This is a genomic window from Fundidesulfovibrio soli, assembly GCF_022808695.1.
Classification (GTDB): Bacteria; Desulfobacterota; Desulfovibrionia; order Desulfovibrionales; family Desulfovibrionaceae; genus Fundidesulfovibrio; species Fundidesulfovibrio soli.
Window position 1 is genome coordinate 9,537 of sequence record NZ_JAKZKW010000015.1, and the last position, 21,630, is coordinate 31,166.

Sequence of the window (21,630 nt, forward strand, 5' to 3'; positions counted from 1 at the left end):
CCCGCGGGCACCCCGCCCGGCCATCCGGCTCAAAAAACACCCCCCCCCCCCCCCCCCCCCCGGGCCGCCCCGAATCGGTTCCCGGGGGTGGGAAGGCTAGTCGCGGCAGGCGCCGTGCCAGGCCACCAGGCTGAAGGGGGTGTAGTTGTTGTCGGGGTCCTCGGCGTAGCGGCAACCCAGGGGGGATTCCTCTTCGGTGTTGCGGATCATGCGCGGGGAGCCTTTGAAGAAGACGCATTCGTTGTTGTTGCAAACCAGGATCATGCCCCAGCCGCTTTCGGGGGGGCCGAGCCATTCGTTCATGGTCTGGCCGCAATGAGGGCAGTTGCGCTTTTCGAGCATGGGTGTCTCCTTGAGGATGATGGAGCGCACGCGGGTGCGTGCCCAGTGAAGTATGACGCGCGGGCGGCAAGTCAAGGCCGCGGGATGCGTAAACCCCCGGCGCTCCAGGGGAGGAACGCCGGGGGCGAGTTCGCGGGTTCGCGCCGGGCTAGGCGACGATGGGCTTCAGGTTGTCGCGCACCCAGTAGAGCAGGGTGTACTTCTGGCCCAGTTCGTCCACCATGCGGGTGAGCACGGCCTTATCGGGGTCGTGGATGCGGATGTACACGTCGCGGTGGCCTTCGTCGGCGTGGGTGAAGCTGGTAAGCACGCTGATGATGCGGGCTTCGTAGCCCTTGAGGTCGTCCATGACGGACTTGAGGCTGCCGGGGCTGTTGGGCAGGCTGAAGGCCAGCTGCACGCCGCCTTCGGTGATGCCGGTGATGTTCACCAGCACCTTGAACACGTCGGAGTCGGTGAGGATGCCCACGACCTTGAGGTTTTCGTCAACCACGGGCAGGCCGCCGAAGTTGTTGTTCATCATGAGCACGGCGGCCTTTTCCACGGTCTCCGAGGGCTTCACGGCCAGAGGCGTCTTGGTCATGATGTCTTTGACCTTGATCTCGGAGAGCAGATAGTACAGCTCGTGCATGTCCAGCGATGTGGCCTTGGAGGGGGAAGCCTCCTTGAGGTCGCGATCGGAGACGATGCCCAGCAGGCGGTTGGAGTCGTCCACAACCGGCAGCCTGCTGATTTTATGCTCGCGCATGAGCTTTGAGGCCTTCATCATGGATGTCTCGGGCTGCACGCAGATCACGTCTTTGGTCATCCAGTCGCGGATAAGCATGGGAGTTCCTCTCTCGTTAATTGGCGAACAATCAGCCGTTTTGCATCCTTACAGAAAATGCGCGGGGAGGGCAACAGCCCCGTGGGGCAGGGTGGGGGATGAGGCCGGGGTGGCGGCGGTCCCCTCCGTTCACCGAAGCCAAGCCGCCGCTGACCAAAGAGATTTCCCCGCGCCCTTGCCGCGCCGCGCCGGAGCCGCTATGACCCTTCCATGAGGGAGCATCGCCCATGCCGCATGTGAAGACCCTGATCATCCACGCCGACCCGGCCGTGCGCGCCGGGCTGCGTCAGATTCTCGCCGGGGTGGACTTCCTGCGCGTGCTGGGCGAGGCGGCCACGGCCTTCGAGGCCATGGAGATGCTGGAGGCCATCCCCTACGGGGTGTTCTTCGTCGGGCCGGACCTGCCCGGCCCCACCTCGGGCATCGAGCTGGCCCAGATGCTGGCGGGCCGCCGCCAGCGCCCGGCGCTGGTCTTCGTGGCCCCTGACGAGTCCCAGGCCTACAAGGCCTTCGAGCTGGGCGCGGCCGACTACCTCATCTGGCCGGTGACGCCCCAGCGCCTGGAACTGACGCTCACCCGCCTGCGCGGGCTCTCGCCCGGCTTCAAGGAGGTCCAGCCCGCCGGGGCCTGGCCCGAGGAGCGCTCCGCCAGCGCCCAGGACGACCAGCAGACCCTCCAGCTGCCCATCGATGAGGACGAGGAGGGCCCCTTCATCTCCGCCCTCAAGAACGCCTGGGACCTGACCCTCAAGCGCAAGCCGGTGGACATCGAGAAGCTGCCCATCACCCTGGACGGCCGCACCCTGCTCCTGCCGTACCCGCACATCCTTTTCGTGGAGGCCTACGAGGACTACTCCTTCGTGCACACGGCGCAGCAGAAGTTCCTGACCTCCTACCGCCTGAAGAACCTGGAGGAGCGCCTGGCGTCCCACGGGTTCTTCAGGGTGCATCGCAAATTCCTCGTGAACCTGGAGGCCGTCACCGAGATCGCCAGCCTGCCCGGGGGCCAGTTCATGCTGCGCACCCAGGGCAAAACCCGCATCGAACTGCCCATCAGCCGCCGCCGCATCGGGGAGCTGAAGCAGGTCCTCGGTCTATGACGCGCCCCCCGGCCGCCCCGCAGCATCGTCTGGCATCAGGAGCATCGTATGGAAACCGGCCTCGTCGATAGCCTTCTCAGGGAAGAACGGGTCTTCCGCCCACTGCCCCAGGTGGTGCGCGAAGCCAACATGGGCCAGAACGAGCTCAAGGCCGCACTGAAGCTGGCGGACCTGGACTACCGCCTGTTCTGGGAGGAGCAGGCCGCCGAGCTGGACTGGTTCGAGAAGTGGACCCAGGTCCTGGACGAATCCACTCCGCCCTTTTACCGCTGGTTCACCGGCGGCAAGTGCAACCTGGTGCACAACGCGCTGGACCGCCACATCCACACGGTCAACAAGAACAAGCTGGCCATCATCTGGGAGGGCGAATCCGGCGAGTGCCGCAAGTACACCTATTACGAGCTCTTCCGCGACGTCTGCCGCTTCGCCAACGCCCTGCGCTCCCTGGGCGTGGGCAAGGGCGACCGCATCCTGATCTTCCTGCCGCCCCTGCCCGAGACCGTCATCACCATGCTGGCCACGGCCAAGATCGGCGCGGTGCAGACCCTGGTCTTCGCGGGCTACTCCACCAAATCCCTGCGGGAGCGCATCGAGAGCTGCAAGCCCAAGGTGATCGTCACGGCGGACGGCTTCTACCGCAACGGCCGCGTCATCAACCTCAAGTCCGTGGTGGACGAGGCCCTCTTCGGGGAGGACTGCGACTGCACCGAGTCCGTCATCGTGGTGCACCGCGCCGGGGTGGAGCTGGACATGGTGGAGCCGCGCGACCTGCGCTACGAGGACCTGCTGCGCCAGGAGCGCCCCCAGGCCCCCACCGAGGTCATGGACGCGGAGGACCCGCTCTTCCTGCTCTACACCTCCGGGGCCACGGGCAAGCCCAAGGGCCTGGTGCACACCCACGGCGGCTACATGGTGGGCGTGCACTCCACCTACCGCTGGGTCATGGACGTCAAGCCAACGGACCTCTACCTCTGCACGGCGGACCCGGGCTGGATCACCGGGCACAGCTACGTGGTGTTCGGGCCGCTCATGGCGGGCACCACGGTGGTGCTCTACGAGGGCCACCCGCTCTACCCGCAGGCGGACAGGCTCTGGGCCATCGTGGCCCGCTACGGCGTGACCATCCTCTACACCACGCCCACGCTCATCCGCATGCTCATGCGCTACGGAGGGCAGTACCCGCGCCGCCACGACCTCTCCACCCTGCGCCTGCTGGGCAGCGTGGGCGAGCCCATAGGCCCCGAGCCGTGGGTCTGGTTCCACAAGTACATCGGGCGCAGCGAGTGCCCCCTGCTGGACACCTGGTGGCAGACCGAGACGGGCATGTTCATGGTCTCCCCGCTGCCCATCTCGCTTTTGAAGCCCGGCAGCGCCGGTCGGCCCCTGCCCGGGGTGGACGTGGACGTGGTGGACCGGGCCGGCAATCCCGCCGGGCCGGACAAGGGCGGCTTCGTGGTGGTGCGCAAGCCCTGGCCCGCCATGGCCCGCACCCTCTGGCACGACGACGAGGGCTACAAGAAAGCCTATTGGGATAAGATTCCCGGGGTCTATTTCGCGGGCGACGTGGCCCGCAAGGACGAGGACGGCTACTTCTGGTTCCAGGGCCGCGCCGACGACGTGCTCAACATCGGCGGGCACCGCATCGGACCCGCCGAGGTGGAGGCCGCGCTCACCGCGCACAAGGCCGTGGTGGAGGCCGCCGTCATCGGCGTGCCCGACCCCATCAAGGGCGAGGCCGCCAAGTGCTTCGTGGTGCGCGCCGAGGAGTGGCACAAGGACTTCGACTCCGAGGACGAGCTGATCAAGTCGCTCACCACGCACATCCACCGCGAGCTGGGGCCTTTCGTGGCGGTGCGGTCCTTCGCCTTCCGCGACCGCCTGCCCCACACCAAGAGCGGCAAGATCATGCGCAGGCTTCTGCGCGCCGAAGAGACGGGGGCAGCCCCGGGGGACGTCTCCAGCCTCGAGGACGAGTAGGCCGCAACACGCCCGGAGGTCGCATGGACGAGCCGCAGACACCCACTCGGGAGGAGCTCGAGGCGGAGAACGAGCGCCTGCGCCAGGCCCTCAAGCAACTGGAGGCCGCCGAGGCGGTGCGCAAGCGGGCCCACGCCCGGCTGCAGGCCGAGTGCGAGGCTTTCCGCTCCGTGTTCGACGAAAGCCCCGTCATGCAGATCTGGTTCGACAGGGAGGGCCGCGTGCTGCGCGTGAACAAGGCCGCCATGGCCGCCGCCAGCCTGGACCAGCCTCCGCAGGACTTCTCCGTGTTCACCGACCCCCAGCTCATCATGCTCGGCGTGCCGGGCTACTTCCGGCAGGCCCTGGCCGGGACCACCGTGCGCATGCCGCGCTACGTCTTCAACGCCCACAGAACCCACGGGCCCGCCCAGGACCTGGACATGGTCCTGGAGACGGTGCTGTACCCGGTGTTCGGGGCTGACGGCGCGGTGGATTCCGTGGTGGTGCAGCACTTCGACGTCACCGAACTGGCCCGTGCCCAGGAGGCCGCGCGTAGCGCGGGCGCGCCCCCTGAGAGTGGGGGCGCCCAGGGCTGAAGGGCTTGCGTTCTGCCCGGACAGGGACTATTTGGAGCGAAGAATCATGATTCATCAGAAGGAGCTTCGACATGTATAATGCCGCAAACGCTCAACAGACCCTTTCCCGCGCCGAGACGCTGAACGCCTTCATGCGCGGCGTCTATGGCTGGATGGCGGCCGGCCTCGGCCTGACCGCCGTCGTCGCCGTGATGGTGGCATCCAGCCCGTCCCTCTTAAAGATCGTCTTCAACCCCGTCGTGCTCATCGTGCTCATCCTGGCCGAGCTGGGCCTGGTGGTGGGGCTCTCGGCCCGCATCAACCGCATGGCCGCGGGCACGGCCACGGGCCTGTTCATGGCCTACAGCGCCCTGAACGGCGTGACCCTCTCCAGCATCTTCCTGGCCTACACGGCCACGTCCATCACTTCGGCCTTCGCCGTGAGCGCGGGCATGTTCCTGGCCATGAGCGTGTACGGCATGGTCACCAAGCGCGACCTGACCAGCCTGGGCAGCTTCATGTTCATGGGGCTCATCGGCATCATCATCGCGTCGCTGGTGAACATCTTCCTGCAAAGCAGCGCCATGGCCTTCATCATCAACTGCGTGGGCGTGCTGGTGTTCACCGGCCTCACCGCCTATGACACCCAGCGCCTCAAGGACATGGGCGCCGCCGCCCCCATGGGCGACGCCACGGCCCTGCGCCGCGGCTCCATCCTGGGCGCGCTGACCCTCTACCTGGACTTCATCAACCTGTTCCTGATCATGCTGCGCTTCTTCGGCGGCAACCGCGACTAAGATCATCCTCCGCCGGGGAGCCCGCAACGGCTCCCCGGCATTTTCCCCATGCAGGACATCCTTCTCTGGCAACAACGGCTCAGGCCCCTGCTGGCTCCCGTGGGCGCTGCCAACGCCCTGGCCGGGCGCATCAGGGAGGCCCTGCGCCGCAAAGGCCTGCCCCCCAGCTGGACGCCCCCGGCCCCGGCGGTCGGCGTTGGCTCCATCTCCTCCGTGGCCAGGGGCAAGGTCATGCTCTCGGCCTGGCTGCTGGGCTGGGCCAAAGCCAAGGGGCTGGCCCCGGCGCTGCTGGCCAGCCCAGGCGACGGCGATCCGGACGACATGCCCCTCTCCGTGCTGCCGAGCACGCCTCCGGCCCTGTGCGGCACCGAGGCGGGCCTGCTTTCGCTCTACCATCCCGAGACGGTCATCCTGGCCGACGACAACCCCGTGCGCGCCGGCAAGTCCGCCTGGGAGACCGTGCGCCCGGACCTGTTCATCCTGCACGATCTTTTCTCCGACCTCTCCGTCCGGCGGAAATGCGACATCGTCCTGCTCGGCCCCCACGACCTGGACAAGGGCTGGAACCGCGCGCTGCCGGCCGGGTTCTGGCGGGAGGGCGCCACGGCGCTCAACCGGGCCGGGGCCTTCGTGCTGCACCTCTGGCCTGACGAGCTGCCACTGCGCGAGACCCTGGCCAAGCGCAGGCTGGAGCGCTTCGCCAAACCGGTGTTCACCGTGTGGCCCAAGATCTGGCAGCTTCGCGGTCCTGGCGGCGAAACCGCCGAGAGCCTGGGCGGCGAGCCCTACATGCTGGTGGCCCCGCACTCCAGCCAGGACGTGGCCGCAAAGGCCGCGCAGCAGTTCCTGGGCCTGCCTCCCCGGCTGCGCGTGGCCTTCCCCGACGGGCACCGCTTCTCCCCGCAGGACCAGCAGCAGCTGGCCGCCGACGCCGCCCGCATGAAGACCCCCCACGTGCTGGCCACCCCCGAGGCGGCCCTGCGCCTGGGCGGAGTGCCTGGCCGCACCCTCTGGACCTGGGACCCGGAAGTGGTCCTTGGCCCCTGCCTGCTAACAGGCGCGCGCTTCACACCCTGGTGGGAGACCACCTGGGTGGATATTCTGCACGCATCCTGAACCTCCTTGCCCCTCCCCCTTTATCGCCTGGGGGCACGTCTTACTGGACACCCCGAAGCCTATACGTTATTTTTTTCACACATGGGCAAGATGTCTTTATGGTAGTTCATAGTAATAAATACGAACAAGGAAGCCGTTATGCGCAATTTGAAACTCGGGGTGAAGATCGGCCTGGGCTTCGGCGTACTCATACTGATCGCCGGGGTGCTCGGAGGCATGGCCATGCTGAACATGTATTCGGTGGGCAAGCAGGCCGACCGCCTGGCCATGGAAGTGGCCCCGCAGGTGGCCGTGGCCAACGAGATCGAGCGCGACGCGCTGGACACCATGCTCCAGACCCGGGGCTACGGCTACACGGGGGACGACAAGTTCTGGGACCTCGCGCAGAAAGGGTTCACCGAGGTGGAGAAGAACATCGCCTCCGCCCGGGAGCTGGTCCAGAAATATCCAGGCCTCACCCAGCTGAAGCAGAACGCTGACAAGGCCGCCCAGGCCCTGGCCGAATTCAAGAAATACACTCTGCAGACCCGTGATATGATGAAGGCGCAAGAGGCCAACCTCAAGGAAATGGACACGGCGGCGGCCGCCTTCACCAAGAACGCGGACGACTTTTACTCCAGCCAACGCGACGCGGGCCTGGCGGATATCGACGCCAAAGCAGACATGGCCGTCCTCAAGGATCGGCTGCACAAGCTGGACTGGATGGAGGACATCATTATCGAAGGCGATGCCATCCGTATCGCCACCCTCAAAGCCATCGCCATGCGCGACTCCAAGTTGATCAAGGACGCCATGGTCAAATTCGATTCCATAGAAAAGAACTACGAGCGCATCCGCCCTCTGGTCCGCCGGGAGGAAAACATCCGCCAGCTCGAAGGTCTGAGGAAAGCCATTGAAACCTACAGGGGGGCCATGGCCGTCACCATCCGCATCATGGACCAGTCCGTGGAGCTGGCCGGCAAGCGGCTGGAGACCAGCGAGGCCGTGCTCGCGGCCGCGCGGGAACTCTCCGAGGTGGGCGTGAAGCAGACCCAGGAGTCCACTCTCGCCGCCTCCCAGAGCCTCGCCAGCGCCTCCACGGTCATGGCCGTGGGCCTCGTGGTGGCCCTGCTGCTGGGCGTGGTGGTGGCCATCGTCATCACCCGGGGCATCACCGGGCCGGTGATCAAGGGCGTTACCTTCGCCCAGAAGATGGCTGAAGGCGACATGACCCAGGAACTCGACGTGGACCAGAAGGACGAGATCGGCGTGCTTGCCGAGGCCCTGCGCACCATGGTCCAGCGCCTGAGCGAGGTGATGGGCGAAGTCGTGGAAGGGGCCAACAACGTGGCCTCGGGCAGCCAGCAGCTGTCCGCCACGGCGGAGTCCCTCTCCCAGGGCGCCGCCGAGCAGGCCGCAAGCGTGGAGGAGGTCTCCTCCTCCATGGAGGAGATGGCCTCCAACATCCAGCAGAACGCGGACAATTCCCTGCAGACCGAGGCCATGGCCCTCAAGGCCGCCAAGGACGCCGAGGAGGGCGGGCAGGCAGTTGTTCAGACCGTGGGTGCCATGAGGCAGATCGCGGAGAAGATCTCCATCATCGAGGAGATAGCCCGACAGACCAACCTCCTGGCGCTCAACGCCGCCATCGAGGCCGCCCGCGCGGGCGAACACGGCAAGGGCTTCGCGGTCGTGGCCGCGGAGGTGCGCAAGCTGGCCGAGCGCTCGGGCCACGCCGCGGCGGAGATCTCGTCGCTGTCGTCCGAGTCGGTGGCTGTGGCCGAGAAGGCCGGGCAGATGCTCGGGGCCATCGTGCCGGACATCAAGAAAACCGCCGAGCTGGTGCAGGAGATCGCCGCAGCCTCCAAGGAGCAGAACGCCGGGGCCGACCAGATCAACAAGGCCGTGCAGCAGCTGGACCAGGTGATCCAGCAGAACGCCTCGGCCTCGGAGGAGATGGCCTCCACCTCGGAGGAGCTCTCCAGCCAGGCCGAGCAGCTGCTGGCCACCGTGGGCTTCTTCAAGCTCAAGAGCGCCTCCGCCCGCAGCGCCCCCAGGGCCCTCCCGTCCATGGGCATGATGCCTCGCGCTGGCGCTGCCATGCGCAAGGCCGCACCCCCCCGCAAAGGCGTTGTGTTGCACATGGGGCCGGACGCTCACGGCGATGCCGACTTCGAGAAATTCTAAGCCCAGGAGTGCGAAGTGAGCGAAAGCACCAACCAGTATCTGACCTTCACCCTCGGGGAGGAGGTGTTCGCGCTGGACATCGCCTCGGTGCGCGAAGTCCTGGAGCTGACCTCCATCACCAAGGTGCCGCGCACCCCGGAGCACATCCGGGGGGTCATCAACCTGCGCGGCAGGGCCGTGCCCGTGGTGGACGTGCGCCTCAAGTTCGGCATGCCCCCCGCCGAGAACACGGTGGACACCTGCATCATCATCGTGGAGGTCAGCCTCGGCGGAGAGCAGACCGTGCTCGGCGCGCTGGCCGACTCCGTGCAGGAGGTCATGGACATCGAACCCGGCGACGTGGAGCCCGCTCCGCGCATGGGCACGTCCGTCAAGGCGGACTTCATCAAGGGGATCGGCAGGCACGGCGAGGGCTTCATCATCCTGCTGGACATAGACCGCGTGTTCACCGAGGAGGAGCTCTCCCAGCTGGCTTCGGCCGGAGAGGGCGAATAGCCCCGGGCTGAGGGGCTCCGGCTTCAGCCTCGATATGGCCGCCCGGCTCAGTCCGGGCGGCTTTTTTCGCGACGGGCCTAAACTTCGGGCAGGCTACGGCCGATAAGGCAGTTACGGCTGGGTCTGTTCAATGAACGCGGCCGGATGCGAGGTCAGCCATGTCGAACAAGTTGGGATTCGAATCACCCGTGCAGCAAGGATTGGCGGTCAACCAGCTCATCCTGCAATACTTTTCCGCCGCGGCCCACAAGCGCTCGGCGGAATTCGATGCCCAGTCCAACATCACCAACACCACCAACTCCCTGATGATGGAGGTCTTCAAGGGCCTCATCGCCAGCCGCAGGGTCTGATCGCAGGTTCGCACGCAGGTTTCGGGCGGGGGAGTCCCCAGCAAACGGCAACAAAAGCCCCCGCAGCGGTGCGTACCGCTGCGGGGGCCTGTTGCATTTGAGGGGGCGCGCTACGTGGAGAGGTTGCGCGCCAGGGCGTTGGTGAACAGCTCTATGTCGCGGCCGGTGGCGAACAAATGCGGGGCCAGGCGGATGATGGAGCCGCGCGCGCTGGCGAACACGTTCTGGTAGACCATGCCCTGCACCACGGGCTTCGCCAGGCGGTTGACCAGCTTGAGGCCGATCATGTGCGGGGCGCGCTCCGCCTCGGGAACGGGGGTGAGCCCGAAGGCCTGCCCCATGACAGCCAGCCGCGTGACCACGGGCTTGATGGAGGCGGCCACGTTCTCCACGCCCCAGGCGGCGATGAGCTCCAGCGCAGTGGCAGCCATGGGCATGAGCGCGAAATTGCTCACCTCGCCCATGTCGAAGCGGCGCGAACCGGGGCGGTAGCCGTCGCGGTATTCGGTCAGGCGGGAGAAATCCTCGCTGCCTTCGCGGTTGAGCCAGTTCTCCTCCAGGGGCTCGCCGTCGCGCCACTTGGCGTCCAGGTAGAGGTAGCTCACGCCGTAGGGCCCGAGCAGCCACTTGTGGCCCGAGGCGGCCAGCGCGTCCGGGCGCACGGCTGCCATGTCGAAGGGCATGGCCCCGAGCGACTGCGTGGCGTCCACCACCAGGTGCGCGCCCACGGCGTCGCAGGCGGCGCGCACGGCGGCCAGGTCGAACACGGTGCCGTCGGTCCAGTGGCAGTTGGGCATGGCCACCAGGCCCACCTCGGGGGTCACGGCGGCCAGAACCGCGTCGGACCAGGAGCCCTCCTTGGGCCGGGGCACCGCCTTCACGCGGCCAGGGGCCATCTTCAGCCAGGGGTACACGTTGGAGGGGAACTGCTCGTCGAGCACCAGCACGGAGCGGTCCTCGGCCAGGGGCAGGTTCCGGGCGGCCACGGCCATGGCGTAGGACACGGCGGGCACCAGGGCCACGCCCTCGGGGTCGCAGCCGAGCACGGCGGCGAAGGCGGCGCGGGTGCGCTCGGGGCCGCTGATGAAAAGCTCCTGGGGGAGCTTCCAGGGGGTGCGCTTGAGCGCCACGGCCTCGCGCCCGGCCTGCTCCACGGGGGCGGGCAGGGGGGAGGTGTAGGCGCAGTTGAAGTAGACCACGTCGTCGGGAATGCCGAAGAGTTCTCGCTGGTTGGGGATCATGAGGCCTCCTGTTTGCGCTGGCGCAGGATACCCGTGTGGGCGGTGAGCGCAAGAATTCGTTTCCTGTGAGGCTGTAAAAAAGGCCGCCCGTCGCCGGGCGGCCTTCGCGTTTGGATTTGCCTGCCGTCTAGAGGATCGGCAGGTACTTCTCGATCTCCCACTCGGTGACCTGCACCCTGTAGCGGTCCCACTCGTCGGCCTTGTACTCCACCAGGGCGGAGTGCAGGTGTTCGCCGAGCACCTCCTTCATCAGGGCGGACTTCTCCAGGTTGGCCACCGCGTCGTAGAGGCTGCCGGGCAGGGCGGCGATGCCGTGCTTCTTCATCTCGCGCTCGGACATGTGGAAGATGTTGTCCTCCACGGGCTTGGCCAGCTTGTAGCCCGCCTCGATGCCCTTGAGGCCCGCGCCCAGCATGGCCGCGAAGGCCAGGTAGGGGTTGGCGGCCGGGTCGGGGCAGCGCAGCTCGATGCGGGTGGCGGCCTCCTTGCCGGGCTTGTACATGGGCACGCGAATGAGCGCCGAGCGGTTGCGCTGGGCCCAGGCGATGTACACCGGGGCCTCGTAGCCGGGCACCAGGCGCTTGTAGGAGTTCACCCACTGGTTGGTGACAAGGCAGAACTCGGGCGCGTGCTTGAGCAGGCCCGCGATGTAGGCCTGGGCCTCGGTGGAGAGGTGGTTGGGGGAGGAGGCGTCGTAGAAGCAGTTCTTGGTGCCCTTGAACAGCGACTGGTGCACGTGCATGCCCGAGCCGTTCTCACCGAAGAGGGGCTTGGGCATGAAGGTGGCGTAGCAGCCGTGCTTGCGGGCCACCTCCTTGACCACCACGCGGTAGGTCATGGCGGTGTCGGCCATGGCCATGGCCTCGTTGTAGCGCAGGTCGATCTCGTGCTGGGAGGGGGCCACCTCGTGGTGGGAGTACTCCACCGCGATGCCCATGGACTCCAGGGCGAAGATGATGTCGCGGCGCACGTCGTTGGCCAGGTCCAGGGGCGGGGCGTCGAAATAGCCGCCGCGGTCCAGGATCTTGGGCTCGGTGGAGTTGGCGAAGAGGAAGAATTCGAGCTCGGGGCCCACGTAGTAGGTGTAGCCCAGGTCGGCCGCCTTCTTGAGCATGCGCTTGAGCACATAGCGGGAGTCGGCCGCGAAAGGGGTGCCGTCGGGGTTCTTCACGTCGCAGAACAGGCGCGCCACGGGCCGGTCGGAGGGGCGCCAGGCCACCAGCTGGAAGGTGGTGGGGTCGGGGAAGGCCACCATGTCCGACTCGTGGATCTTGGTGAAGCCGGTGATGGAGGAACCGTCGAAGCCCATGCCCTCGTCGAAGGCGGCCTCCAGCTCCCGGGGGGTTATCTGGAAGCTCTTGAGCATTCCCAGGATGTCGATGAACCAGAACTGGACGAAGGACACGTTGTAGTCCTTCACCGCCTTGAGCACGTCGTCAGCGTTCTTGCATTTGAACACCGCCATGCTGTTTCCTCCGTTGCGAGTGGTGTGCAGCCCGGGGGAATCGGGCTGATGGCTCAGATGCCATCCCTAACGGAAAAAACAAGCCGGTTCAAGGCGCAAGCGGGGAATTTCGGGGGGGAATAGTCAATCGTTCCAGAATGATCCGCAGGAAGGAAGGGTGGGGTGCTGTCAGCCGGAAAGCGCACGCTCCAGGCGGGCCTGGGCCTCCTCGGGCGTGAGGCCGCGTCCTGCGGCGATGGCGGCCAGATTCTCCTCCGCATCGGAGCCTCGCAGGTAGAGGGCGTCCACGGGCGGGCCGGTGAAGGCGGCGCCCCGAGCGGCCTGGGTCAGGGCAGCCTGGGCCAGGGCGGGCGGGGTAGGGTCGATCAGGCCGAGGCGCAGGGCTGGGCCCAAGTCCTCGAAGTGGGCCGGGTTGCGTCGCAGGCCCGAGCCCAGCACGGCCACCGGCCCGGTGGCGGCGCGCTGGCGGACGAGCTGCGCGGCGGCCTGGGCGGGCAGGTCCTGCGCGGGGGCCAGGGGCGCGCCGCAGGGGTCGAAGCCCTGATGGTACACCCGGGCCGTGCGCGAGTGCGTGAGCACGTGCATTTCGCAGCCGGGGGCCTCCTCCCGGCCGCAGGCGGCCAGCAGGGGCAGGTAGTCCAGCCCTGCCAGGGGCAGGGACCGGGCCAGGCACAGCCCGTGGGCGTAGGCCAGGCCCAGGCGCACCCCGGTGAAGCTGCCCGGCCCGCGCACGCAGGCCACGCCCTCCAGGGGGGCGGGCGCGGCGGCGAGCATCCGGGCGGCCTCGGGCGCCATGATCTCGTTCATGCGCCCGGGGCAGTCCTCCTCGAAGAGTCCGCGCAGGCCGCCGCCGTCCACCAGCAGGATCTGCAGGCGCTCCTCGGCGGTGTTGAGCGCCAGGATCATTTGATCCCGCCGCCGCTGACGATGCGGATGAGGTCGTTGGCGGTGGCCAGGAGCATCAGCGTCATGAGCAGGGCGAAGCCGATTTTGGTGGTCACCATGCGGATGCGTTCGGACACGGGCCGGCGGAAGATGGTCTCCAGGGCGTAGAAGAGGATGTGGCCGCCGTCGAGAACCGGGATGGGCAGAAGGTTCAAAATGGCCAGGTTCACGCTGATCATGGCCGTGAGCGTTGCCAAGGAGGTCAGGCCCTGCTCGGTGCCCTTGCCCACCAGCTCCGCGATCATGATCGGCCCGCCCAGGGAGGATACGGGCACCACGCCCATGACCAGCTTGTAGAACACCTGCCCGGTGACGGAGGTGACCTCCCAGGTCTGGTGCAGGCCTTCGCGCATAGCCTCAACGAAGCCGAGCGGGATGTTGATGGATTCCTGCGTGGAGCGGATGCCCAGGATGGGCTTGCTCACGTCCTCCCCGAAGATGTTCTTCTGGGGCAGCATGTCCGGCGTGATGGTGATGGTCAGCTTGTCCGACCCGCGCTCCACTGTGAGGGTCACCGGTCCGCCCTTGCTGAGCTCCACGGCCTTCTGCAGATCGCGGAAAAAGCTGATGGGCGCGCCGTTCACGGCCGACACGGTGTCGCCCTGCATGAGCCCCGCGCGTTCGGCCGCGCTCTGAGCCGTGACCTGGCCGATGTGGGCAGGGGTCTCGAAGCGGCCGTGGGCGTAGAACATGGAAGCGTAGAGCGCCCAGGCCAGCGCCAGGTTGAACAACGGCCCGGCGGCCACCACCAGCATGCGCTGCCAGGAGGGGCGGCGGATGAACCACTGCTCCGGCGGGAAGCCCTCGGTGGAGTCATCCTCGTTGTCCTGGCCGACAAGCTGCACATAGCCGCCCAAGGGGATGAGCGAGATGCGGTATTGGGTGGAGCCACGGCGGAAGCCGACCAGCTGCGGCCCGAAGCCCAGCGAGAAGGTGCGCACGCCCATGCCGAAGAAGCGGGCCACGATGAAGTGCCCCAACTCATGGATGAAGATGAGCACGCCGATGACGACGACAAAGGAGAGGGCCTTGCCCAGAAAGTCTATCATGAGGTTCCCGTGAGGTATGTGGCCACGTCACTGCGAGTGGCCCTGTCCACCTCCAAAATGGTCATGAAATCGGGATCGTCTAGCCCGGGGTGTCTGTCGAGCGCCCAGGAAACGGCCCGGGCGATGTCCGCGAAGCCGATCCTGTCCTTCAGGAACAGCTCCACGGCCACCTCGTTGGCGGCGTTGAGCGTGACGCAGTGCCCCGGCCCGGCCCCGGCAGCGCGCCGGGCCAGGTCCAGGCAGGGGAAGTCCTTGGTGCGCGGGTGGCTGAAGCTGAGCGTGCCCAGGGAGGCCAGGTCCAGCGGTTCGAGCTTCAGCGGCAGCCGCCTAGGGTAGCACAGGCAGTAGGCGATGGCGATGCGCATGTCCGGCTGGCCCATCTGCGCCAGCAGCGAGCCGTCGCAATAGGCGGCCAGGGAGTGCACGATGGATTGCGGGTGCACCAGCACCGTCACGCGCTCCTGGGGCAGGCCGTAGAGCTGGCAGGCCTCGATGACCTCCAGCCCCTTGTTCATGAGCGTGGCCGAGTCGATGCTGATCTTGGCGCCCATGGACCAGTTGGGGTGCTTGAGGGCCTGGGCAGCAGTGGCCTTGGGGATGTCGGCCGCGGGCCAGTCCCGGAAGGGACCGCCCGAGGCGGTGAGGATCAGGTGGTCCACGTCCTGGCCGTCGTGCCCGGCCAGGGATTGGAACAGGGCGTTGTGCTCCGAGTCCACGGGCAGGATCACGGCCCCGGACTTCCGGCAGGCCCGCCGGATCAGGTGCCCGGCCAGCACCAGGGACTCCTTGTTGGCCAGGGCCACCACCTTGCCCGCCTCGGCGGCGGCCAGGGTGGGCGGCAGCCCGGCCGCCCCCACGATGGCCGAGAGCACCACGTCGGCGTCCTCGAGGGTGGCCAGGGTGACGTAGGCCTCGGGGCCGGTAAGTATCTCGGGGGCGTAGCCCGAGGGCAGCATGGAGCGCAGCCTCCAGGCCCCGGCCTCCTCCAGCACGGCCAGGAAGCGTGGGCGGAAACGCGCGGCCTGGGCGGCCAGGCGCTCCACGTTGCGGCCTCCGGCCAGGGCCAGCACGGAGATTTCCTCGGGATGGTCCGCGGCCACGGCCAGGGCGGACTCCCCGATGGAGCCAGTGGAGCCCAGGATGCAGAGCCTCCTGGGGAAGCCGGGCAGGGCGTCGGCGCCGGGCAGGGCGGAGATGTAGTCGATCATAGCGGTCCAAAGAGGTTGCGGGCCAGGGCGTAGACCAGGATGGCCGGGAGCATGCCGTCGATGCGGTCCAGCACGCCGCCGTGTCCGGGCAGCAGCGCCCCGGAATCCTTGACGCCGGCCGTGCGCTTCAGCGCGGACTCCATGAAGTCGCCCATCTGGGCCGCAACGGCCAGGGCCGCGCCAAGGGCCGCGAAGCAGGCGAGCGGGGCCGTGCCCCGAAGCGCGCCGAAGGCCAGGCACCAGGCAACGGTGGCGGCCAGGCTGCCGAAGCTGCCCGCCCAGGTCTTCTTGGGGGAGACGGAGGGCCAGATCTTGGGGCCGCCGATGAGGGTCCCGGCGTAGTAGGCGCCCGTGTCCGAGGCCATCACGGCCAGGAGCACCAGGGCCGTTTCGGCGGGGGAAAACCCGGGCACGAACTGCAGGCTGGCCGGGATGTAGGCCAGCGACGCCGCCAGGTACCAGCGGGGCTTACCCTCCGTGCCGTGCCAGAGCCGGGTCAGCTCCTCCAGCCAGAAGGCCGCGGGCAGCACTGCCAGGGCGGCGGCGGGGCCGAACCTGAAACCCAGCCAGCACATGAGCGCGCCCAGGGCCAGGCTGAGCCCGCGCGCGCACATCGGCGCGCCGGGGAACAGCCCCTGGAATTCCCAGAGGCCGGCCAGGCTGCCCGCCGTGACCAGGGCCAGCATGAGCGCCCCGCCCTGCCAGACGCACAGGGCCAGCAGGGGCAGGGCCACGGCGGCGGTGATCAGCCGGGAGCGGTGGGGGCCGGGCTTCATCAGGCGCCGGGACCGTAGACCTTTTCGGGGTCGAACACCTTGGGGGAGCACAGCGCGGGCTCGCCGTCCTTGCCCAGTTCGCGGAAGAAGCAGGAGCGGTAGCCCTCGTGGCAGGCCGCGCCGCCGATCTGTTCGATGAGGACGACCACGGCGTCGCGGTCGCAGTCCAGGCGGATGGACTTGACCTTCTGGGTGTGGCCGGAGGTGCCGCCCTTGTGCCAGAGCTTGTTGCGGCTGCGGCTATAGTAGTGAACCTCGCCGGTCTCCAGGGTCTTTTCCCAGGCGGCTTCGTTCATGTAGGCCAGCATCAGCACTTCGCCGGTGGCGGCGTCCTGGGCGATGGCGGGCACAAGGCCCCCGCCCTTCTCGAAATCGGGTTTGAACATGTTCGTATCCTTGTCGCGTGGCGTGGGCACTTGTAATGGCCCCCGGGGCAGGGGTCAAGGTCGCCGGTTCAGGCAGGCACCTGGGGATTGTACGGCCAGCATAGCCGCGTTGAACCCGGCGGGCAAGGAGTGACTGGCGCGGTGCGCCTCAGAAGGTGAACAGCAGCCCCCCGGCCAGCTTCCAGGAGTCCTGTGCCGCGTCCACGAAGCGCCTGCCCCAGATGCTCCTCTGCAACCCGCCCGCGTGGGCCCAGCCCGTCTCCACCACGATCCTGAGGCCGTCGCATACCTTCCAGGCGTGGTCGAAGTTCACGCCGAGCAGGTACTCGTTCACGCTCAGGTGCCTGCCCATCTGGGCCATGCCGTTTTCCCCGGTGAGCTCCACGGCGCGGCGCAGGGCCTTGGGGGCATTCGTGCCGCGCGCGTACGCGGCGGTCAGGCGCGAACTCAGCTCCGGGATCAAGCTCACGGCGTCCAGGCTGGCGCCCAGTCCCCAGGCCCCGATGGGGCAGGCGTTGACGCTGGTGGTGTTGTCGAACACCTGCCCGGTGGAGAACAGGTAGGATGCCCCGGCGTTCCAGGTGCGCACCAGGGCGGGCATGCGCTCCGAGCCGTCCCGCACGTCCGCGTCCTCCCCGCTGGACCACCAGCCAAACAGGCGCGGGGACAAGAAGCCCAGCGCGTCGTAGGACGCCGCCGCATCGAAAAAGAGCCCGCGCCGCCGGTTCTTGGGCGCGTCCCAGGCCCCGCCCAGGCCCGCCGCCATGTCTGCGTACAGGCTCACCGTGTCCAGGGCGAGCTTGAAACTCGACCCGGCCCAGAAATAGGGCGCGCAGGACTGGCGGAAGCCGGGGGTGCGCTCGAAATACCCGATGGAGAGCATGTCCTGCCGGATGTAGCCCAGGTCCGGCGGGCCGCCCGCGCCCTGGTAGGGCGTATTGGCCCCGTTGTTCGAGAAGAGCCCGGCCATGAGCCAGGGCGTGGCGGAGAAGGACTCGCGCGTCACGGGCAGGGTGGCGAAGAACAAATCCAGGGAATCGCGGGGGTTGGCCGCCATGTTCTCCAGTGCGTTGACGTAGCCCAGGGGCCGACCGTAGCCCGCGGCGAGGGCGACGCTCCCGCCCAGCGGAACCTTGGCGGTGAGCGCGCCCAGCTCCGAATCCAGAACGACATGGCCGCTGAAAGCCTCGGATTGAGGCAGGGTCACGGTCTGCTTGCCCGCCGCCGCCTCAACCCCGGTTCCGGGAACCTTGAAGAGCAGGTAGGCCTTGAAGACCTGCAGGGCCACGGCGGGGTTGTCCACGGTGAGGGTGGCGTTGCCCCAGGGGGTGTTCTGCACTTGGGTCCAGAGGCAGAAGCCCAGGTTGTCGCCGCTGGTGAGGTCCAGGCGCAGGCGCGTGCGCTGCCAGAGGGTGAAGCCGTCCTCGGTCTGGGAGCCGTCCGCGCTCCAGCCGGTGAAGTTGCGGTTCACGAAGCTGGCGGCGTAGACGTAGTGCTCCCCGGCCATGCGCGCCTCGACGGCCAGGGCCAGGGCCGGGGCCGCGGCGCCCAGGCAGGCCAGCAGGGCTGCCCAAATGAGGAAGATGCGGCTAGGCGGGTTCACCGGCCGTGGCCACCTTGTTCCTGCCTGAGCGCTTGGCCTCGTACAGGGCCGTGTCCGCGTCGTGCAGCAGGTTCTCGAAGTCTTTGGGAGCCAGCTGGCCGCCCGCCACGCCGATGCTCACGGTGATGGGGATGGTCGCCCCGGCGGCCAGGGCGGGGTGGGCCTCCACGGCCCGGCGCAGCCGTTCGGCCAGTTGGGCCGCCTCCTCCGGGCCGGAGTTGGGGGCCAGTATCACGAACTCCTCCCCGCCGTAGCGGGCCAGCAGGTCCGAGGCGCGCAGGTGCCGGGCCAGCTCCCGGGAGACGTGGCGCAGCACGGCGTCCCCGGCGGCGTGGCCGTGGGTGTCGTTGACGCGCTTGAAATGGTCGATGTCGACCATCAGCGCGGAGCAGGGGCTGCCAGCACGCTGGCAGAGGTCCAGCGCGCGGACGCCTTCCGCCATCAGGCGGTGGCGGTTGGCCGCCCCTGTGAGCTGGTCCGTGACGGCCAGCTCCTCCAGGCGTTTCATCGATTGGGCAAGCTGCCCGGTGAGGTTCAGGAAGGCGCGGTAGAGCAGGCTGACCTCGGCCACGGCGCGGCCGGGCTGCTTGATGGGGCATCCTGGGAGGCCCTCCTCCGGCATGGTGGCCATGCAGGCCGCCAGCTCGGCGATGGGGCGGCTGATGCGCCGTGCGGCCATTACCGCCGCGGCCAAGGCCAGGGCGATGCTGCCCAGGCCCACGGCCAGCATGGTGCGCGCCATGCGCCGGTAGAGGCGGCCAGCGTTGGATACGGCCGACTCGCCGTACTCCTGGTTGAGGCGCTCGATGGTCTCCAGGGAGGCCATCATGGCCGCGAAGTGCTGGGCCGAGCCCTTGGCCGAGATGTTGCGGGCCACCTCGGGGTGCCCGGCCATTGTTTCGGAGAGGATGTCGCGGTGCTCGTCCTGGAAGCGGCTGCGCGATTCCAGGTAAGTGGTCAGGGCGTCGCGCTCGGAGCGGGTGGCCATCAGGCCGGCCAGGCGCAGCTCCGCGTTCTCGATGGCACCGTTCAAGCGGGTCATGCGCCTGGTCAGTACGGCCAGCTCGCGGTGGTCCTCCGTGAGCAGGTAGTCCATCTCCATGCGCCTGTACTCCCCTGCCAGCCGGGCCAAGGCGCTCGCCAGGCGCACGGCTGGCAGCCAGTTGCTGCCGAAATCCTCAACGCTCTCGCGCACTCTGGAGAACTCGCTCAACCAGATGGCCTGAAAACTGGCGTTGATGCCCACGATGAGCAGAGACAAAACCAGTATGGTGTGGTAGAGTCGCATGTATTCTCCGGAGTTATTCTTATTCCATGCACTGTGGCGAGGGCAGCGTCAAGCCGAGGCGGCACGACGGAATGCGGCCAAAACAGGATAAAGATCATCTTTTTTATCCCTGTGTGACGCAGGTCACATCCGGCCCCGGCCAGCCGGCCTATATACCGCTCCAGACGACGGCAATCGCCAACCAACCCCAAGGGAGGAACGATATGTTCTGTTACCAGTGCGAGCAGACAAGCCACGGCAAGGTCTGCGACAAAATCGGCGTGTGCAGCAAGGACGAAACCACCTCCAACCTGCAGGACCTGCTGGTCTACGCCCTGCGCGGCCTGAGCCTCGTGGCCGAGGAAGGACGCAAGGTCGGCGTGGTCGATGCCCAGGTCGATCGCCACCTGCCCTCAATGCTCTTCTCCACCCTGACCAACGTGGACTTCGACCCGGCCCGCTTCCAGACCTGGATCAACCAGACCGTCAGCATGCGTGAAGCCCTCAAGGCCAAGGTCAAGGCCGCCGGCGGCGCCATCCCCGGCCACGCCTCCGTCAACTTCACCGCCCCCGCCGGCCTTGATGCCCTGATCGCCGAAGCGGCCACAGGCAAGGGCGGCATGAAGGACAACCCGGACACCGACCCGGACATCGTGTCGCTCCAGCACATGGTGCTCTTCGGGCTCAAGGGCGTGGCCGCCTACGCCGACCATGCCAACATCCTGGGCGTGGAGAACAAGGAAATCTACGACTGGATCCACGAAGCCATGTCCGCCGCCACCAAGCCCGGCCTGGGCATGGACTGGTGGTTCAACGCCTGCATCAAGACCGGCCAGGTGAACCTGCTGGCCATGGAAGCCCTGGACAAGGCCAACACCGAGACCTACGGCCACCCCAAGCCCACCGCCGTGCCCCTGGGGCAGCGCAAGAACAAGGCCATCCTGATCACCGGCCACGACCTGAAGGACCTCGAGGAGCTGCTCAAGCAGACCGCGGGCAAGGGCATCGACGTGTACACTCACGGCGAGATGCTGCCCTGCCACGGCTACCCCAAGCTCAAGGAAACCTACCCGCACCTCTACGGCCATTTCGGAACGGCCTGGCAGAACCAGCAGAAGGAGTTCGCCCAGTTCCCCGGCGCGATCCTCTTCACCACCAACTGCCTGATGAAGCCCTCCGAGTCCTACAAGGACAACGTGTTCACCCACGGCCTGGTGGGCTTCCCCGGCGTGAAGCACATCGACACCTATGACTTCTCCCCGGTAATCGAGCACACCCTGAAGATGCCCGGCTTCACCGCCGACGCCCCCGGCAAGCAGGTGCTCACCGGCTTCGCCCGCAATGCCGTCCTGGGCGTGGCGGACAAGGTCATCGACGCCGTGAAGTCCGGCGCCATCCGCCGCTTCTTCCTGGTGGCGGGCTGCGACGGCGCCAAGCCCGGCCGCAACTACTACACCGAGTTCGTGGAGAAGCTGCCCAAGGACACCGTGGTCCTGACGCTGGCCTGCGGCAAGTTCCGCTTCTTCGACATGGACCTGGGCGACATCGGCGGCATCCCCCGCCTGCTGGACATGGGCCAGTGCAACGACGCCTACTCCGCCATCCAGGTCGCTGTCGCCCTGGCCGGAGCCTTCAACTGCGGCGTCAACGACCTGCCCCTCTCCATGATCCTCTCCTGGTACGAGCAGAAGGCCGTGGCCATCCTGCTCACCCTGGTGGCTCTGGGTATCAAGGACATCCGTCTCGGACCCTCCCTGCCCGCCTTCGTCACCCCCAACGTGCTGAAGGTCCTGGTGGACAAGCTGAACATCATGCCCATCACAACCCCGGATGAGGACATCAAGGCCATCCTGGGCTAACCGATAACCGTCTTCACCTCGCCTTCCTCCACCACAAGGGGCGGGGGGGCCCCCCCGCCGCGCCGCCCCCCCCGTTTGAGGGGGGATAACCCTGGCCCCGCCCCC

The 21,630-nt window shown here is 67.6% G+C and carries 20 protein-coding genes; 9 read left to right on the forward strand and 11 right to left on the reverse strand.

The window, feature by feature from the left end; translation table 11 throughout:
• Nucleotides 1-96 precede the first annotated feature (96 nt).
• Nucleotides 97-342 (reverse strand): hypothetical protein, encoded by a 246-nt coding sequence (locus MLE18_RS12730; RefSeq protein ID WP_243439182.1) that lies wholly within the window; start codon nucleotides 340-342, stop codon nucleotides 97-99.
• A gap of 148 nt (nucleotides 343-490) precedes the next feature.
• On the reverse strand, nucleotides 491-1,168 hold the full coding sequence (locus MLE18_RS12735; protein WP_243439183.1) for a CBS and ACT domain-containing protein: 678 nt from the start codon (nucleotides 1,166-1,168) through the stop codon (nucleotides 491-493).
• Between the two features lie 227 nt (nucleotides 1,169-1,395).
• Here MLE18_RS12735 and MLE18_RS12740 point away from each other — a divergent pair, with 227 nt between their 5' ends.
• From MLE18_RS12740 to MLE18_RS12775, 8 genes are all read left to right on the forward strand, one after another.
• A complete protein-coding gene (locus MLE18_RS12740) occupies nucleotides 1,396-2,268 on the forward strand; it encodes a LytR/AlgR family response regulator transcription factor (RefSeq protein ID WP_243439184.1) in 873 nt (290 codons plus the stop codon).
• Nucleotides 2,269-2,316: 48 nt separating this feature from the next.
• Nucleotides 2,317-4,245, forward strand: a complete 1,929-nt coding sequence (gene acs, locus MLE18_RS12745) for an acetate--CoA ligase (RefSeq protein WP_243439185.1) — start codon at nucleotides 2,317-2,319, stop codon at nucleotides 4,243-4,245.
• 23 nt (nucleotides 4,246-4,268) lie between these two features.
• On the forward strand, nucleotides 4,269-4,823 hold the full coding sequence (locus tag MLE18_RS12750) for a PAS domain-containing protein (protein ID WP_243439186.1): 555 nt from the start codon (nucleotides 4,269-4,271) through the stop codon (nucleotides 4,821-4,823).
• A gap of 71 nt (nucleotides 4,824-4,894) precedes the next feature.
• The gene (locus tag MLE18_RS12755) at nucleotides 4,895-5,599 is read left to right on the forward strand and encodes a Bax inhibitor-1/YccA family protein (protein WP_243439187.1); all 705 of its coding nucleotides are present in this window, start codon (nucleotides 4,895-4,897) and stop codon (nucleotides 5,597-5,599) included.
• 48 nt (nucleotides 5,600-5,647) lie between these two features.
• Nucleotides 5,648-6,715, forward strand: a complete 1,068-nt coding sequence (locus tag MLE18_RS12760) for a tetraacyldisaccharide 4'-kinase (RefSeq protein ID WP_243439188.1) — start codon at nucleotides 5,648-5,650, stop codon at nucleotides 6,713-6,715.
• A gap of 138 nt (nucleotides 6,716-6,853) precedes the next feature.
• Nucleotides 6,854-8,881, forward strand: coding sequence for a HAMP domain-containing methyl-accepting chemotaxis protein (locus tag MLE18_RS12765; RefSeq protein WP_243439189.1), 2,028 nt, complete (start codon nucleotides 6,854-6,856; stop codon nucleotides 8,879-8,881).
• A 15-nt stretch (nucleotides 8,882-8,896) separates the two neighbouring features.
• The gene (locus MLE18_RS12770; RefSeq protein WP_243439190.1) at nucleotides 8,897-9,376 is read left to right on the forward strand and encodes a chemotaxis protein CheW; all 480 of its coding nucleotides are present in this window, start codon (nucleotides 8,897-8,899) and stop codon (nucleotides 9,374-9,376) included.
• Between the two features lie 158 nt (nucleotides 9,377-9,534).
• Complete coding sequence (locus tag MLE18_RS12775; RefSeq protein ID WP_243439191.1) at nucleotides 9,535-9,726, forward strand: hypothetical protein; 192 nt, start codon at nucleotides 9,535-9,537, stop codon at nucleotides 9,724-9,726.
• Between the two features lie 110 nt (nucleotides 9,727-9,836).
• Here the strand turns inward: MLE18_RS12775 and MLE18_RS12780 are convergent, their stop codons facing one another.
• The 9 genes from MLE18_RS12780 to MLE18_RS12820 form a co-directional block, all read right to left on the reverse strand.
• Nucleotides 9,837-10,967 carry an aminotransferase class V-fold PLP-dependent enzyme gene (locus MLE18_RS12780; RefSeq protein WP_243439192.1) on the reverse strand — a complete coding sequence of 377 codons (1,131 nt, stop codon included), beginning with the start codon at nucleotides 10,965-10,967 and terminating at the stop codon, nucleotides 9,837-9,839.
• A 127-nt stretch (nucleotides 10,968-11,094) separates the two neighbouring features.
• Nucleotides 11,095-12,432, reverse strand: coding sequence for a glutamine synthetase family protein (locus MLE18_RS12785; RefSeq protein WP_243439193.1), 1,338 nt, complete (start codon nucleotides 12,430-12,432; stop codon nucleotides 11,095-11,097).
• Nucleotides 12,433-12,600: 168 nt separating this feature from the next.
• Nucleotides 12,601-13,338 carry a tRNA (adenosine(37)-N6)-threonylcarbamoyltransferase complex dimerization subunit type 1 TsaB gene (tsaB, locus tag MLE18_RS12790; RefSeq protein ID WP_243439194.1) on the reverse strand — a complete coding sequence of 246 codons (738 nt, stop codon included), beginning with the start codon at nucleotides 13,336-13,338 and terminating at the stop codon, nucleotides 12,601-12,603.
• Nucleotides 13,335-14,426 (reverse strand): RIP metalloprotease RseP, encoded by a 1,092-nt coding sequence (gene rseP / locus MLE18_RS12795; RefSeq protein WP_243439195.1) that lies wholly within the window; start codon nucleotides 14,424-14,426, stop codon nucleotides 13,335-13,337. The genes tsaB and rseP overlap by 4 nt, the downstream gene beginning before the upstream one ends.
• Nucleotides 14,423-15,634, reverse strand: coding sequence for a 1-deoxy-D-xylulose-5-phosphate reductoisomerase (locus MLE18_RS12800; protein WP_243439196.1), 1,212 nt, complete (start codon nucleotides 15,632-15,634; stop codon nucleotides 14,423-14,425). The genes rseP and MLE18_RS12800 overlap by 4 nt, the downstream gene beginning before the upstream one ends.
• A complete protein-coding gene (locus MLE18_RS12805) occupies nucleotides 15,631-16,410 on the reverse strand; it encodes a phosphatidate cytidylyltransferase (protein WP_243439197.1) in 780 nt (259 codons plus the stop codon). Before MLE18_RS12805 ends, MLE18_RS12800 begins: the two co-directional genes overlap by 4 nt.
• The gene (gene hisI / locus MLE18_RS12810; RefSeq protein WP_243439198.1) at nucleotides 16,410-16,796 is read right to left on the reverse strand and encodes a phosphoribosyl-AMP cyclohydrolase; all 387 of its coding nucleotides are present in this window, start codon (nucleotides 16,794-16,796) and stop codon (nucleotides 16,410-16,412) included. Before hisI ends, MLE18_RS12805 begins: the two co-directional genes overlap by 1 nt.
• 148 nt (nucleotides 16,797-16,944) lie before the next feature.
• On the reverse strand, nucleotides 16,945-18,399 hold the full coding sequence (locus MLE18_RS12815; protein WP_243439199.1) for an outer membrane homotrimeric porin: 1,455 nt from the start codon (nucleotides 18,397-18,399) through the stop codon (nucleotides 16,945-16,947).
• A complete protein-coding gene (locus MLE18_RS12820) occupies nucleotides 18,386-19,687 on the reverse strand; it encodes a diguanylate cyclase (RefSeq protein WP_243439200.1) in 1,302 nt (433 codons plus the stop codon). The genes MLE18_RS12815 and MLE18_RS12820 overlap by 14 nt, the downstream gene beginning before the upstream one ends.
• 203 nt (nucleotides 19,688-19,890) lie before the next feature.
• On the opposite strand from MLE18_RS12820, the gene hcp reads away from it, so the two are divergent.
• A complete protein-coding gene (gene hcp / locus MLE18_RS12825; protein WP_243439201.1) occupies nucleotides 19,891-21,525 on the forward strand; it encodes a hydroxylamine reductase in 1,635 nt (544 codons plus the stop codon).
• Nucleotides 21,526-21,630 lie beyond the last annotated feature (105 nt).